A 13,697-nucleotide genomic window follows, 5' to 3' on the forward strand; every position below is an offset into this window, starting at 1 on the left:
CGCTTGCCCTGTGATCGACGCGTCGACTAACCGTCCAATCGTGCCTCGCCCGGCACATTTTCCACACGGGTCAGCCAGTGATGGACCGTGAAGTCGTCGTCGCCGGCGAGCAGGCGCCACAGCTTGGTGCGCTGAACCACGTCGAGGTAACCGCCGCGCACGTCAGCCCAGGGCTCCCAGGTCGACAGCCGGTGCTGGATGTCGTCCTCGGCTCCGTGCGGCGAGTGCAACGGCTTGGCGGCGCGGGCCGCCTCGGCGTCATAGGTCGACATGTCCCAATGGCCGGTCTGCCGGACGGTCGGGTTGAAGCGAAGCTTGTACATCGCCCTGGGCGTATCGGAGGCGTTGCGTCGCCCGGCGTGCCAGATGTTGTGGTGGAGGATCAGCACGGTTCCGGCCGGGCCGACCAACTGGGTCTGGCCGCGGACGTTCTGGTAGCGGGCGATGGTCGCCTGGTTGACGCGGCGGAGATGACTGCCCGGCACGATCAGCGTCCCGCCCATCTCGCGGGTGACGTCGTGGGGGTAGTACATCAACTGGACGTCGAAGGCGTCGCGACGGGCGTCGATCATCGCGTCGCAATGGAGGAACTGCGAGACGTGCTGCCCCGGCTCCCGATAATGCAGGCGCTGGTGGTCGACCAAGGCGCCGGGGCCGAGAAGGCTGTGGAGGGCGCCGGCGACCTCCGGCAGGCGGAGCATGGCGTCGATCGGCGTGTCGGGGGCGAAGGCCTCGCCGATCGGCGTGTCGAAGCGGACGGCCGGCAGGCGACGGTTAGCGTCGTTCTCGTCGACGAGATCGCGGGCATACCGGTCCATGAACGCGGCGTTGACCGACGCCGGGACCACCGCGTCGAAACGCAGGAAGCCGTTGCGGACAAAGTCGACCATCTGGTCGACGGTGAGCAGTTTCATTCGACCGCCTCCTCGATCTTCTCGAATACCACCTCGAACGCCAAGAAACCGGGTTCGTAGTCCAGTTCGCCGGTCTGGGGCGACAGGGTCGACATCTGGATCACCCGCCAGCCGTCGTGCAGGGCGTCCAGCCCGGTTTCGTACGGGGGCTCGTCCTCGTCGCCGGAGACTGGTGGCGTTTTCGTCGTCCCGTCATACATCGTCCACGCGGTCACCCGGCTGTCCAGCGCGGAGGTGTGAAGGTAGAGAATCAGCAGTTTTTGCGCGCGCATGATTCCGGTGCCGCCAGGCGGCTGTCATCTGGCTGTGTTGCGAAAGGAGCCGTCGGCCGGGACCGACCCAGTTGAGACACTCTTTATCAGCCAAGATCGGAGGCCGGTAAAGGGAAACATGTCAGTCGACCCAATTCGGCCTTGTGGGCGAGCGGTCACCGCATCATTACCGGTCGAAGGTGAGGCGCATGACGATATCCTGATCGTAGTTGCCGAACCCGCGGCCGAAAATGTTGACGCCGCCGGGATGATCGGCGTTCGGATCGATGCCGATGCGCACGCGGATGGAGTGGTGGTTCGGCAGGTCGAGGTCGCCCACGGTCACGTCCGAAACCCGGACGCCATCGACCAGGGTGCCGTCGGTGCCGATCGTCCATTTCTTGAGCTTGCCGTATTGCGAGCCGCTCATCCGCCACCAGGAAGGCGTATACGCCCCGCGCTTGTCGCCATAGTCGCCGGGCGAGGTCCACGTGCCGACGGCGACGTTGTTGATCCAAACGGTGATGTCGGACGGCCAGTCGGGGTCGGTGCCCAGCACCTCGGACGACAGCTCCATCGACAGCTCGATAGTGTCGACCGCGGCGTTGGCCAGCTTGGCGTTGTTCGGGAACTTGTACTCGACGTGGCCGCGGCCGAACCAGATCAGCGCCGCCCGCACTCTGTCCGGGTCGAGGAAGAAGTCGGGGACGTCGAGCATGCCGATCACGCCTTCGGTCGAGCAGAGCCCGCATGGGGCTGTGACGTCGCAGCTCGTGTAGAGCCCGAGCGGCATGGCGACCTCGACCGAGTTGTCGTCGGGATTGGCCTTCTCGACGTCGAAGCGAATGAGGATTTCGTCGAACCGGGCGGAGCAGATCTTCTGATGCCCTTTCCGCGCCTTGACCGTGTCGGTATCGATCAGCCCGGCCTTTTCGAGAACCTGAACATTGGTGGCGATCGTCGACTGGGGCAGGGAGAGCAACCGACTAATATCGTTGACGTTTAGCGCACCGTTTTCGTGCAGTAGGCCAAGGATCCGGACCCGGACGGTCGATGCCAGCCCGCGAAGCACATCGCCTCGCTCCTGCGGGTTGATGGTTAGGAAATGCGGTTTCATTAGCGGGGAGGGTACTCGCATGACGTTGATGGCGCGTCTTATGTATCACGATCGCTGATACTGACTAAACGAAAACGCGTTCCTCGTCGGCGTGCGTGTCAGGCGGCCTGCCCACCCGCATCAGCCCTTGATCGCGGCCGACAGCATGATCGCCTGCGTCACGCGACGCTGGAAGATGAGATAGGCCAAGGCGACCGGAATCGCGCCCAACAGCGCTACCGCAAGGTCGCGGGCGTATTTGACGCCAAAGGCATCGTCGACCTGGGTGATGCCGACGGTCACGGTCATCATCGGTTCCTGGGTGATAACCAGGAACGGCCAGAAGAACTGATTCCAGGTGGCGGTGTAGGTGACCAGGGCCAGCGCAGTGGTGATCCCCCAGTTCATCGGCAGGTAGATCTTGAACAGCACCTGGAATTCGTTGGCGCCGTCGACCACCGCAGCTTCGCGAATTTCGCGCGGCACCATGTCGAAGAACTGCTTGTAAACGATCAGCACGATCGGATGATAGACGAGCTGGGGCAGGATCACCCCGAGCCAGGTATTGATCTGGCCGAAGTCGTTCATGAGAACGAAGTGGCTGACCACCAACGCCTGGAACGGTATCATGAAGCTCGCCAGCACGATCAGGTAGAGCAGTCTCCGGCCGGGGAAGCGCAACTGGGAGATGGCGTAGCCGGCCATCACCCCCATGGAGATGATCAGGAAGGTGATCGCCACGGTGGTGACGATCGAGTTGATGTACCAGCGCCCCATGCTGGTGTTGAACATCGCGTGGATATAGTTCTCCAGCGTAACCGCCTGCGGGATAAGCTGGATGCCGGGGGCGACCACGTCGGCCTCCGGCTTCACGCTGGTGATCACGCCCCAGTAGAGCGGAAACGCCCAGATGACGGCGGCGATGATGGTCAGCAGCGTGATGATGCCGCCGCCGATGTTCACCGAGCGCGACCAGCGGGCAAGGCCACTGCTTGCCGCGCCGTCAAGGGTCTGGCCCTGAGCCATCGGCCGGCTCATTAGCGCGAATCCCTGGTGCGTAGCACCTGGTACTGAAACACCGATAGCGCGACGATAATGAAGAACAGGAAGACGGCGACCGTCGAGGCGTAGCCGCCTTTGTTGAGCTGGAAGGCCTGGCGGAAGATGTACTGGACCAGCACGTAGGTGGAGTTGGCCGGTCCGCCTTCGGTGAGGATATAGACCTGATCGAAGATCTTGAGCTGGGCGATCAGCTGGATGGTCAGCACCAGCGCGGTGACCGGCCAGATCAGCGGCCAGGTTATGTAGCGGAACTGCTCCCACGCCGAGGCGCCGTCAAGCGAGGCGGCCTCGTAGAGATCGGGCGAGATGTTGCGTAGGCCCGCCACGAACAGAAGGACAGTGAAGCCGATCGTCCACCAGATCGTGACAATGGCAACGCCCGGCATCGCCCAGGCGCGGGTGCGGAAGACGGAGACCCGTTCGCCGACGATGGGTTCGATCAGGTACTGGGCGATGCCGAACTGAAGATCGAGCACCCACTCCCAGATCGTCGTCACCACGGTTATCGGCAGGACGAAGGGGAGGAAGAAACAGGCGAGCACCGCCGCCTGCAGCCAGCCCTTGAGGCGGGTCACCATCATGCCGATCATCAGCCCGAGCAGCGTCGTCGGCACCACCGTCAACAGGACGAAGTAGAACGTGTTCCAGGTCGCGCGAAGGAACAGCCGGTCGCCGATCAGCCGGGCGTAGTTGTCGAGGCCGACCCAGCTGCCTTCTCCAATCAGCGGCGCGTCGGTGAAGCTCAGCCGCACCATCTGGGAGGTCGGATAGAGGAAGAGTACGATCTGGGCGATGACAAACGGCGCCACCAGGACGGCCGCGGCCCAATACTGCGATCGCTTGTTGTTCACGGCGATCCGCCTTTCCCGTCGGTCCAGACAGTACCGGCCGGACCCAGCTCTGTAAAAGCTCCGGATCCGGCCGGTGGCCTAAGCGGGAGGCCTATTCAAGCATGCTTTGCAGCTCGTCGCGCAACAGTTCCATCGCTTCCTGCGGGTCCATGTCGTCATTGACCGCGGGAACCAAGTAGTTGGTGGCGGCGTCGAACAGCGGCGAGGCAACACCGGCGATCTCCGAGCGCGGATCGAACACGGCGGTTTCGGCCAGCACCGAGTAGACCGCGTTCGGCTGCATGGTCTTGTACTCGTCGCTGTCGGTCACCGGGACATAGGCCGGGATGTGACCGGCGGTCGCCCAGAACAGGCTGTTCTCGTTCATCCAGGCGATCACCTTCAGCACCGCGTCGAGTTTCTCAGGCGTGACCGGCTTGTCGGCGTTGTTGGGGATGGCGAAGGCATGGGAGTCGGCCCACGTCGCCGGCTGGTCGTAGAGAACCGGCAGGCGGATGGCGCCCCAGTCGAACAATTCGCCGTTCTTGGCGAGATCGACCATGGTCGGGACTTCCCACACACCGTTGATGTGCATCGCCGCTTCACCGGAGGTGAAGAGCGCGATCGAGGCCGGATAGGCGGTGAGCTTGGGCGACCAGCCCTCTTTCACCCACTTGGCCATCTCGGACGCCGCGGCGACTGCCTTGTCGAGATTGTCGCCGGGAAGCACCTGGCCGTCGTCGACAACCAAGCCCCCTTCCTGGCCGAACAGCGAATAGAAGATGCGCCAGAGCGAACTGCCTTCGTCGCTGTGGATCGACAGGGCGTACTCGACACCGGTTTCCGCTTCGAGCTTGGCGAGCGCCGCGTTGAAGTTATCGACGCCGTCGAGCCCGGTCGGCAAGCCGTCGTCGCCGAGCAGGCCGGCCTGTCTCAACAAATCCTTGTTGTAGTAGAGAACCACCGCATGGACGTCGAAGGGCACGCCGTAGAGCTTGCCGTCGACCTGGGCCGCGGCGAAGTTCGACGCGTTGAAGTCGGACGCCTCGAGACCGACGCTGGCCAGTTCATCCAGTGTGATCTCCCGCAGGACACCGGTCGGCACCGCGAGCGGAAAACGCGACAGATGATAGGTCATCATGTCGGGGCCCTCACCGACCGCCGCCGAGGTCTGCACCTTGGTGTAGTAGGGGATGCCCCATTCGAGCGTGGTGGCCTGGATCTCGATCTCGCCCTCATGCGCCTCATTGAACTGCTCGAGCAGGGCCTTCATGCGGACCCCGTCGCCGCCGCCGAGAAAGTCCCACCAGATCACCGTTTCCTCGGCTTGGGCGCTGGCTGCGAACACCGCGACCGTCGCCGCCAGTGCTGTCGTCAAAACTCGTCTCATCACCGTTTCCTCCTTTGATGTGAGCCGTGGATTTGGCTGGCCCGCGCGCGAGCCGAAGCCGTCGGCCGAATGCGGGCGTTGGCCCGTGTCGGTACCGTTGTGTCGCCCTCCGCATTTCGGTTTCGTACCCATCTTTTCAGCAGGTCCGGGCGACCCTGAGAGTACATGGCCGCTCGACCATGATCAACCTGTCTCATGATATATATCACGTAATCGGATATAATCAGACGGCTGACTGTCCTTACGTGGCGACGCGGATCACGTGATAGGAACGGGGCGGAACGCTGCCGCGGATCGCGCCGTCCTCGACAGCGATGCCGGTGCCTTTGGTAGGCGAGACCCGGTCCGGCGCCGAAACCGTGTTGGTTGCCCTCAGGTCATCGTTGGCGATCGTCGTGTGTTCGGTGAGTTCGCGCGGCGGGAGGCCGGCGATGCCGATGTCGAGGTCGAGCGCCTCGTCGGGATGGCGGTTGACCACAAAGAAGGTGATCGTGTTCTCGTCGTTTCGAACGGCCGAAACGTCGAGATAGGGGACATCCTCGGCGACCTTGGTGTTGTAGGTCGGCCCGTCGACGGCGACCGCGAGGGCATCGCCGCGCCCGTAGAGCGAGCTGTAGTAGAGCGGCCAGTAGAGCGTCTGACGCCAGGCCGAACCGCCCTGTTCTGTCATGATCGGCGCAATCACGTTCACCAGCTGAGCGATACAGGCGATCTTGACGACGTCGGCGCGGCGGATGAAGGCGTTCAGAACGCAGCCGATCAGCAGCACGTCTTCGAAATTATAGACGTCCTCCAGCAGCGGTGGCGCGACCGGCCAATCCCACGATGGCCAGGTCTCCTGATCCTCTTTCCGGTTGTGGTACCAGACATTCCATTCGTCGAACGAAATATAGACCTTGTGGTCGGAGCGCTTCTTGGCCCGGATGTAGTCGATCGTGCCGGCGACCGTCTGGATGTAGCGCTCCAGAGGCACCGATTTGGCGACGTAATTCAGGTAATCGCCTTCGAAATTGTCCCAGTAGGTGTGCAGCGAGATGAAATCGACGGTATCGTAACACTCGTCGAGAACCTCCGCCTCCCAGGCCGGGTAAGTGGCCATGCCCGAGTGGGACGAGCCGCACGCCACCAGATCGAGCGACTTGTCGAACGACTTCATCGCGCGGCCGACCTCGTTGGCGAGCCGGCCGTATTCGCGGGCGGTCTTGTGGCCGATCTGCCAGGGGCCGTCCAACTCGTTGCCGAGGCACCAGACTCTGACGTCGTACGGATCCTGGCGTCCGTGCGCGCGGCGCAGGTCGCTCCATGCCGTGCCGCCGGGATGGTTGCAGTATTCAAGGCAGGCCAGCGCCGCGTCGAGACCACGCGACCCGAGATTGACCGCCAGCATCATCCCGGTGTCCGCCTTGGCGCACCATCGCGCGAATTCGTCGATGCCGACCTGATTGGTTTCGCGGGTCCGCCAGGCGTAGTCGAGGCGGACCGGGCGCTGGTCCTTGGGGCCGACGCCGTCTTCCCAGTGGTAGTTGGAGACGAAGTTGCCGCCCGGGTAACGCACGTAAGGCAGCTTGAGCGAGCGGACGAGGTCGATCACATCTGGGCGGAAGCCGTCTTCGTCGGCGTCCGGATGGTCGGGTTCGTAGATGCCGCCGTAGACGGCGCGGCCGAGGTGCTCGAGGAAAGCGCTGTAGATCCGGTCATCAATTGCCGCGATCCGGAAATCATGATGCACTGACACCCGCACCTTCATGGCACCCTCCCTTTGTATCTATTATCCCGATATGTACCTCACTTTCGGTTTTAGTGCAACATGCACCGAGCATGGAGATGCGGGCCCAGGGCGCCCGCCAGACCGGTGCCGCCACCGGGCCGCCTGGGTGACGGCAATTCATCATAGAGTTATCGCTTGAGGGTTATGGTGGTTTGCGCCGTCGACGTCGAAACAACCGATCACCGCGCTGGAGGATTTTCCCATGTCCAATCGAGGGTTTGCATTGTTCGCCGCCGTCCTGTGGCTTGTCGCCGGCTATAGCGCGCCGGCCGTCTCGCAGGACGTGCCGTCGTTGGTCGGAACCTGGATATCCACCCACCACACCCAGTCCAGCCAGGGCTTTACGACCATCGAGGTGGAGCTGGTCATCGATGAACAGCAGGACGGCCTCTTCAACGGGCAAGTCTCATGGCGATTGCTCGAGATCGGCGATAGCGGATCGGAAGACGTGCTCGGCGTCATCGACTGGGACAACGAGACCGTCGTCATCGTCAACGTCAACGACACGGGATACATCCAGGCACGCCTCGTGAACGACGTGACGATGGAGCATGTCTATTACGAGTCGGGTGCGAACGCCGTCGTATCGCGCGGCGTTTGGCAAAAGCAGCTCGACACGCAGAACTGACCAAGCCGGCAAGGCTCTTTGGCGGTCGCTTGTTGCACGGCTTCGAGCGCTGGGCGATTTCGAGTGCGTTTCCGTCCGGCCGCTGGGGTGGGGGGTACCTAAGTCATTGAAGATAATGGTGCTGCCGGACAGGATTGAACTGTCGACCTCTCCCTTACCAAGGGAGTGCTCTACCACTGAGCTACGGCAGCAGACGCGGCGATTGCCGGAATGGCGGCCTTACTGCCATATGGCGGTCCGGCCTTCAAGCGGGCCACTGCGATCCGTGCGACTTGGCCTGGCTCGACCCCGACGGCCGGGTCGTCCATTGTGGTACGGCGACCGACACCGGGTTGCAGCGGAACCAAAGGAGCGTGCCGCTTTGAGCGACTGGACCATTCGCCGGGCAGGTCTTGCCGATGCCGATCCGCTGACCGCTTGTCTCGAGGTGGCGTATGCGGAGGATGCGGCACGGCTCGCCGATCTGCCGTCGATGTCAGATGGGGTCGCCGGTCAGATCGCCAACGATCAGGTGTGGGTAGCCGAGGCCGACGGGACCGTCGTCGGCGGGCTGGTGCTCGCCACCGGCGACGGCTTCATGCAACTCGTCAATGTCGCGGTTCATCCCGACCGGCGGGGCACTGGCCTCGGCCGGGCGCTCCTGCAACTCGCCGACCGGGAGGCGGTGGCGCAAGGGTTTGCCGAGATGCGGCTCAACACCCATGCCGGGATGGATGCCAACGTCGGGCTCTATACACGGCTCGGCTGGATCGAGACCGATCGCCAGCGCAACGTCGTCGCGATGCGCAAGCCGTTGACCGACGCCGCGCCTGACCAGACCGGGGCCTCGCGCAGCCGGCCCGGTCCGCGCGAGGCCCGGCTGGCCGCCGCCCTGCGGGCCAATCTCAGGCGCCGCAAGGCCGCGACGACCAAGCGTGGCGATTCGGATGGGTGAACGGGAACCCGCCGGTTATTGCGGCCGGGCTTCGAGGATGAAGTTGAACGGGGTTTCCGCCGCCCGGCGCATGGTGGCAAAGCCGCCGCCATCGACGACCACCTCGCGTAGCTTCGCCTCACCGGCCTGTGCGCCGAGCGCGGCGCCGACGTCCTGGCCGAGCGAAGCCGGCACGCAGGTCATCAGCGAAGCGGCATAGTAGATCCGGCTGACCGGGGTGAGATTGTCCTCCAGCCGGTCCTCGGCGAACGGCTCGACGATCATCCAGGTCCCGTCCGGCTTCAGCGCCTGCCGTACCCGCCTGGCCGCCGAGACCGGATCGCCCATGTCGTGGAGGCAGTCGAAGAACGTGATGAGATCGTAGTCGTCGCCGGGGAGGTCCTCGGCGAGGCCGACCGCGAAGCTGAGATTGTCGAGGCCGCCGTGGTCCGCGGCGTGACCGCGGGCTTCGTCAATCGACGGTGCGTGGAAGTCGATGCCGATGACTTCGGCGTTGGGAAACGCCTCCGCCATGATCATGGTCGAGATGCCGTGGCCGCAGCCGACATCGGCGATCCGTCCGCCGCGTTCCAGTTTCTCCACGACCCCATCGAGGGCCGGCAGCCAGGTATCGATCAGATTGGCCTTGTAGCCGGGGCGGAAGAACTCGGCGATGGCGCAGGCGATACAGCCGGCCTGGTCGCCCCACAGGACCCCGCCTCCGGTCCGAAACGCCTGTTGCACCTTCGGCTGATTCTCCAGATAGGCGGCCACTGCCTCGAATGCCGGAAAGACATAGGCGGGGCTGTCTCGATCGACGAGCACCGCAGCATGTTCCTCCGGCAGGGTGAATTGGCCGGTGTCGGCGTCGTAGGTGACGTAACCAGATGCCGTCTGGTGGGCGAGCCATTCCCTGACATAGCGCTCGGCCAGTCCGGTAGCGCGGGCGAGCGCGTCCGATGTCATCGGTCCCTTGTGATGCATCGCCTGATAGAGGCCGAGCGCTCCGCCCATCCGCACCGGCGCGACACTTGCGGCGCCGCCCAGATCGGTCATGATCGTTTCCAGAAACGCGTTCAGCTTGTCTTCGTTCATCCCACTCTCTCCATGCAGCGACGGCCCGGGGCGTCCCAGGCCGTGAGGCAGACGAGATTAGGAGCGGCGCGGCGGCCGGACTTGGCGGAGGCGTGGGGAAGTCGTGGGGACGTTGTGAAAACGTCGCGGGGACGAGCGTCTACAAGCCGATCCGGTTGAAGGCGCCGTCAAGGAGCTGCCGTTGCGCGCCGGCAAACGGGAACGAGGCGAAGTAGTCGTCGCGGCAGAAGCCGGGCCGCCGCCGTTGGGCTTCGGCGATGTATCTCACCGCGGCATCCCGATCGCCCCCAACCTCGTGGACCCAAGCCGCGATCGCAAAGACGAGGAAGTGAACGTTGGGCTGTCGGATCGCGCGCTTGGCCCATTCCATCGCCGGCTTGAACTGGCCGATGAAGGCGAGTTGCTCCGCCTTCAGAGCGATGAAGGCGAACGACATCGGATCGTAGGGGCTGAGCCGCCGCGCGGTGTCGACATCGCCCAATCCGTCGGTGTTGCGACCGGCCAGCATCAGAGCATAGCCGCGGGAATAGTGTCCGACGGCGAAATTGGGGTTGAGTTTGACCGCGGTCGTGATCTCGTCGAGCGCTTGGTCGAGGTCGCCGGTCAGCAGGGCGGCTCTGCCAAGCGCCCAGTGGCCTTGCGGATCGTAGGGATCGAGCGCGATGCCCTCGTGCGCAAAGACAAGCGCTTCGTTGACGTGGCGATCGCGCCCGATGCGGCCGCCGAGGAAGGCCCGTTGCCAGGCCAGGAACGATAGCGCAGCCGGGACGCGCGCCGAACTAGGATCGGTCGCGGCCGCGTAGGTCAGCAGCTGTTCCGCCTCGTCATAGTGGGCCGACCGGAACTTGAACAGCAGATGGATCGCGCGGTGGTAGGCGCTCCATGCATCCAGCGACTCGATCGGTTGCAGGATCGCGCGGCGGCGTTCCCGCAGATTGATCTCACTCTCCACCGCCGCGACGACCTGCCGGCCGGTTTCTTCCAGGACCGCGAACAGATCGTCGGTGTTCCGCTCGAAAGTTTCCGCCCATGCCTCGCAACCGGCCGTCGTGTCGGTCAGGGCGATGGTCAGGCGAAACCGGGGTCCCGCCTGAAGCACCGAGCCGTGGAGAAGGTAGCGAACGCCCAGCCTGCGCCCGGCGCGAACGGGATCGGTCTGCGTCCCGTCGAAGCGCATGGCGCTTCCCCGTGCCGTCACGAACAGCCAGCGGGTTCGGGCCAGGCCGACGGTAATGTCGTGGGCGAGCCCTCGAGCGACGACGCCGTCCTGAATCTCGCCATACGCATTGATCGGCAGCACGGCGATCGACGGCCGGTCGGGCAGCGACAGATCGATATCGACGGTCGCGTCCGAAGGGGCCGGTTCGGTAGTGGCGATGGATGCTGGTGCCGCGCCGCTGTCGATTTCGCGGACATCGCCGATAAACCGGAAGCCGCGGCCGTGATGGGTCTTGATCTGGGCCTGGGTCTTGCCGTCGTCGCCGATCGCCCGGCGGGCCGATTTGACCACCGTGGAGAGCGCCGAGTCCGATATGGCCCGGCCCTGCCACAAAACCTCGATCAGCTCCGCCTTGTCGACGACCCGGTCCCGGTTGCGGACAAGATGGAGCAGCAGGTCGAACGCCTTCGGCTCGACCGACATGAGTTGGTCGTCGCGTTTCACCTCGCGGCGCGCCGGATCGACGGCTGTGTTCCCGACTCGAAACGTCATAGTTGCAATTATCGCCGCGGATTTCGGCAGTAAAGACCAAAATGGACATGATATTTGCAAATCGTGCCAACCGCTGTCGCCGGCGTTCACACCTGCGTTAACGGCCGGGATCGCTCGCCTTGTACCGGCCCCAATAGTGGGCTAGACGGGCTGACCCGTCTGCCCGGGCTTCTGGGCCGGTTTTTCACGACATTCTTCGAGGGGCGCCGTTCATGGACCGTATTCGTATCGTCGGGGGCACCCCACTCAACGGCACCATCCCGATCTCGGGCGCCAAGAACGCCACGCTGCCGCTGATGATCGCGAGCCTTTTGACCGACGATACTCTGGTCCTCGACAACGTGCCCAACCTCGCCGACGTCGGACTGCTCAAGCGCATTCTCGGCAACCATGGCGTCGACTGCATGGTGAAGGGCAAGCGCGCCAGCCACAATGGCCATTCCGGCGAGACGGTCGAGCTTTCGGCCCGGGCGATCATCGACACGACGGCGCCGTATGAGATGGTGTCGAAGATGCGGGCCAGTTTCTGGGTCGTCGGCCCGCTGATCGCGCGGATGGGCCAGGCGCGGGTATCGCTGCCGGGCGGCTGCGCCATCGGCACCCGGCCGGTCGATCTTTTCATCGATGCGCTCGAGTCGCTGGGCGCCGATATCGACATCGACGGCGGCTACGTCGTCGCGCGGGCGCCGAACGGTTTGAAGGGGGCGCGGATCAGTTTCCCGAAAGTGACCGTTGGCGCTACCCACGTGGCGATGATGGCGGCGACGCTCGCCCAAGGCGAGTCGGTGATCGAGAACGCTGCCCGCGAGCCGGAGGTAGCCGATCTCGCCGCATGCCTCACCAAGATGGGCGCCCGGATCAGCGGCGCGGGAACCGCGACGATCCGGATTGAGGGCGTGCCGTCCCTGTCCGGCGCCCGCCACACGGTGATGCCCGACCGGATCGAGACCGGCACCTACGCGTTCGCCGCGGCGATGACCGGCGGCGAGGTGACGCTCGAAGGCGCGACGCCCGACATCGTCAAGCGGCCGATGGAGGTCCTCACCGAAATCGGTGCCGAAGTCACGCCTACCAATGAAGGCATCCGGATCAAGCGCAACGGCGCCGGCCTCAAGCCGATCGACATCAGCACAGAGCCGTTCCCCGGCTTCCCGACCGATCTCCAGGCGCAACTGATGGCGCTGGTTTGCCGTGCCGATGGCGAGTCCCACATCCGGGAGACGATCTTCGAGAACCGCTTCATGCATGTGCAGGAGCTGGCGCGGCTCGGTGCCGATATTCAGCTCGACGGGCAAGTGGCCAAGGTCACAGGCGTCGAACGGCTGACTGGCGCCGAGGTGATGGCCACCGACCTGCGCGCGTCCGTGTCGCTGGTGATCGCGGGGCTCGCGGCCGAGGGCGAGACGGTCATCAACCGTGTCTACCACCTCGATCGCGGCTTCGAGCGGATCGAACAGAAGCTGGGCGGCTGCGGCGCCACCATCGAGCGGCTTTCCGCCTGACGCCTGTCCTGTTGCGGCAATCCCGCCGGCGCATTACTTCTGGCGCGACAAAAACAACAACGCCGGACGCCGCCGTCATGCAGCAAGCCGATATTCTGAAGCTGGCCGCTCTCGACCAGGAAGACCTGTCGATCGTGTCGGCCCATGTCCAGGACGCCGTGATGAAGGTCGGCGACCTCAGCTACCTGCCCCAAGAGAACCGCTTCATGCTGGTGCTCAACCGGTTCATCTGGGAGCGGGTTGAGGGCAAGGATCAAAGCTTCGAGCGAAGGCGTGCGGCGCTGATCTTTGACAGGGTGACCGCGGCGAAGACGAGCCATCTTCGCCGCGACCAGCCGGACGCGGTGCTGAGCCTGCTCGCCATCCAGTTCGAGCCCGCCGATGCGCCGGCCGGGCAAATTCTTCTCCAGTTTGCCGGCGGCGCGGCGGTCCAACTCGACGTCGAATGCATCGAGGCGCGTCTCGCCGATCTCGGTCCCGCCTGGGCGACCAGCGCCAAGCCGACTCACGACGCCGGCGCCGCATAGAGGCGACGGA

General features: G+C 64.4%; 13 protein-coding genes and 1 tRNA gene. 4 read left to right on the forward strand and 10 right to left on the reverse strand.

Annotated elements, in window-relative coordinates; translation table 11 throughout:
• Nucleotides 1-26: 26 nt before the first annotated feature.
• From ACO076_RS07235 to ACO076_RS07265, 7 genes are all read right to left on the reverse strand, one after another.
• Nucleotides 27-914 carry a phytanoyl-CoA dioxygenase family protein gene (locus ACO076_RS07235; RefSeq protein ID WP_421726052.1) on the reverse strand — a complete coding sequence of 296 codons (888 nt, stop codon included), beginning with the start codon at nucleotides 912-914 and terminating at the stop codon, nucleotides 27-29.
• Entirely contained in the window at nucleotides 911-1,186 is a 276-nt protein-coding gene (locus tag ACO076_RS07240; protein ID WP_421726053.1) for a hypothetical protein, read from the reverse strand. The genes ACO076_RS07235 and ACO076_RS07240 overlap by 4 nt, the downstream gene beginning before the upstream one ends.
• 166 nt (nucleotides 1,187-1,352) lie before the next feature.
• Nucleotides 1,353-2,282: an ArsR/SmtB family transcription factor gene (locus ACO076_RS07245; RefSeq protein ID WP_421726054.1), complete on the reverse strand. Its 930-nt coding sequence runs from the start codon at nucleotides 2,280-2,282 to the stop codon at nucleotides 1,353-1,355.
• 120 nt (nucleotides 2,283-2,402) lie between these two features.
• On the reverse strand, nucleotides 2,403-3,299 hold the full coding sequence (locus tag ACO076_RS07250) for a carbohydrate ABC transporter permease (protein WP_421726055.1): 897 nt from the start codon (nucleotides 3,297-3,299) through the stop codon (nucleotides 2,403-2,405).
• The gene (locus ACO076_RS07255) at nucleotides 3,299-4,180 is read right to left on the reverse strand and encodes a carbohydrate ABC transporter permease (RefSeq protein ID WP_421726689.1); all 882 of its coding nucleotides are present in this window, start codon (nucleotides 4,178-4,180) and stop codon (nucleotides 3,299-3,301) included. The genes ACO076_RS07250 and ACO076_RS07255 overlap by 1 nt, the downstream gene beginning before the upstream one ends.
• An 85-nt stretch (nucleotides 4,181-4,265) precedes the next feature.
• Nucleotides 4,266-5,543, reverse strand: a complete 1,278-nt coding sequence (locus tag ACO076_RS07260) for an extracellular solute-binding protein (protein ID WP_421726056.1) — start codon at nucleotides 5,541-5,543, stop codon at nucleotides 4,266-4,268.
• A gap of 241 nt (nucleotides 5,544-5,784) precedes the next feature.
• Nucleotides 5,785-7,290, reverse strand: coding sequence for an alpha-N-arabinofuranosidase (locus ACO076_RS07265; RefSeq protein WP_421726057.1), 1,506 nt, complete (start codon nucleotides 7,288-7,290; stop codon nucleotides 5,785-5,787).
• Between the two features lie 223 nt (nucleotides 7,291-7,513).
• On the opposite strand from ACO076_RS07265, the gene ACO076_RS07270 reads away from it, so the two are divergent.
• On the forward strand, nucleotides 7,514-7,939 hold the full coding sequence (locus ACO076_RS07270) for a hypothetical protein (protein WP_421726058.1): 426 nt from the start codon (nucleotides 7,514-7,516) through the stop codon (nucleotides 7,937-7,939).
• A gap of 116 nt (nucleotides 7,940-8,055) precedes the next feature.
• Here ACO076_RS07270 and ACO076_RS07275 read toward each other — a convergent pair.
• Nucleotides 8,056-8,130 (reverse strand) — tRNA-Thr (locus ACO076_RS07275).
• Nucleotides 8,131-8,300: 170 nt separating this feature from the next.
• On the opposite strand from ACO076_RS07275, the gene ACO076_RS07280 reads away from it, so the two are divergent.
• The gene (locus tag ACO076_RS07280; protein ID WP_421726059.1) at nucleotides 8,301-8,873 is read left to right on the forward strand and encodes a GNAT family N-acetyltransferase; all 573 of its coding nucleotides are present in this window, start codon (nucleotides 8,301-8,303) and stop codon (nucleotides 8,871-8,873) included.
• 15 nt (nucleotides 8,874-8,888) lie between these two features.
• On the opposite strand, the gene ACO076_RS07285 is transcribed toward ACO076_RS07280, so the two are convergent.
• Both ACO076_RS07285 and ACO076_RS07290 read right to left on the reverse strand, forming a co-directional pair.
• A complete protein-coding gene (locus ACO076_RS07285) occupies nucleotides 8,889-9,947 on the reverse strand; it encodes a class I SAM-dependent methyltransferase (protein ID WP_421726060.1) in 1,059 nt (352 codons plus the stop codon).
• Between the two features lie 139 nt (nucleotides 9,948-10,086).
• Complete coding sequence (locus tag ACO076_RS07290; protein ID WP_421726061.1) at nucleotides 10,087-11,658, reverse strand: winged helix-turn-helix domain-containing protein; 1,572 nt, start codon at nucleotides 11,656-11,658, stop codon at nucleotides 10,087-10,089.
• Between the two features lie 212 nt (nucleotides 11,659-11,870).
• Between ACO076_RS07290 and murA the strand changes: the two genes are divergently transcribed.
• The gene (murA, locus tag ACO076_RS07295) at nucleotides 11,871-13,160 is read left to right on the forward strand and encodes a UDP-N-acetylglucosamine 1-carboxyvinyltransferase (RefSeq protein ID WP_421726062.1); all 1,290 of its coding nucleotides are present in this window, start codon (nucleotides 11,871-11,873) and stop codon (nucleotides 13,158-13,160) included.
• Nucleotides 13,161-13,237: 77 nt separating this feature from the next.
• A complete protein-coding gene (locus ACO076_RS07300) occupies nucleotides 13,238-13,687 on the forward strand; it encodes a DUF2948 family protein (RefSeq protein ID WP_421726063.1) in 450 nt (149 codons plus the stop codon).
• The last annotated feature ends 10 nt before the right edge of the window (nucleotides 13,688-13,697 follow it).

The sequence above is a fragment of the Bauldia sp. genome (genome assembly GCF_965232525.1).
Taxonomy (GTDB): domain Bacteria; phylum Pseudomonadota; class Alphaproteobacteria; order Rhizobiales; family Kaistiaceae; genus Bauldia.

Coding starts and splice junctions, on each gene's coding strand:
- ACO076_RS07265 (WP_421726057.1), bottom strand. CDS start 7,290: ATGAAGGTGCGGGTGTCAGTGCATCATGATTTCCGGATCGCGGCAATT.
- ACO076_RS07240 (WP_421726053.1), bottom strand. CDS start 1,186: ATGCGCGCGCAAAAACTGCTGATTCTCTACCTTCACACCTCCGCGCTG.
- ACO076_RS07245 (WP_421726054.1), bottom strand. CDS start 2,282: ATGAAACCGCATTTCCTAACCATCAACCCGCAGGAGCGAGGCGATGTG.
- ACO076_RS07235 (WP_421726052.1), bottom strand. CDS start 914: ATGAAACTGCTCACCGTCGACCAGATGGTCGACTTTGTCCGCAACGGC.
- ACO076_RS07250 (WP_421726055.1), bottom strand. CDS start 3,299: ATGAGCCGGCCGATGGCTCAGGGCCAGACCCTTGACGGCGCGGCAAGC.
- ACO076_RS07285 (WP_421726060.1), bottom strand. CDS start 9,947: ATGAACGAAGACAAGCTGAACGCGTTTCTGGAAACGATCATGACCGAT.
- ACO076_RS07270 (WP_421726058.1), top strand. CDS start 7,514: ATGTCCAATCGAGGGTTTGCATTGTTCGCCGCCGTCCTGTGGCTTGTC.
- ACO076_RS07300 (WP_421726063.1), top strand. CDS start 13,238: ATGCAGCAAGCCGATATTCTGAAGCTGGCCGCTCTCGACCAGGAAGAC.
- murA (WP_421726062.1), top strand. CDS start 11,871: ATGGACCGTATTCGTATCGTCGGGGGCACCCCACTCAACGGCACCATC.
- ACO076_RS07290 (WP_421726061.1), bottom strand. CDS start 11,658: ATGACGTTTCGAGTCGGGAACACAGCCGTCGATCCGGCGCGCCGCGAG.
- ACO076_RS07260 (WP_421726056.1), bottom strand. CDS start 5,543: ATGAGACGAGTTTTGACGACAGCACTGGCGGCGACGGTCGCGGTGTTC.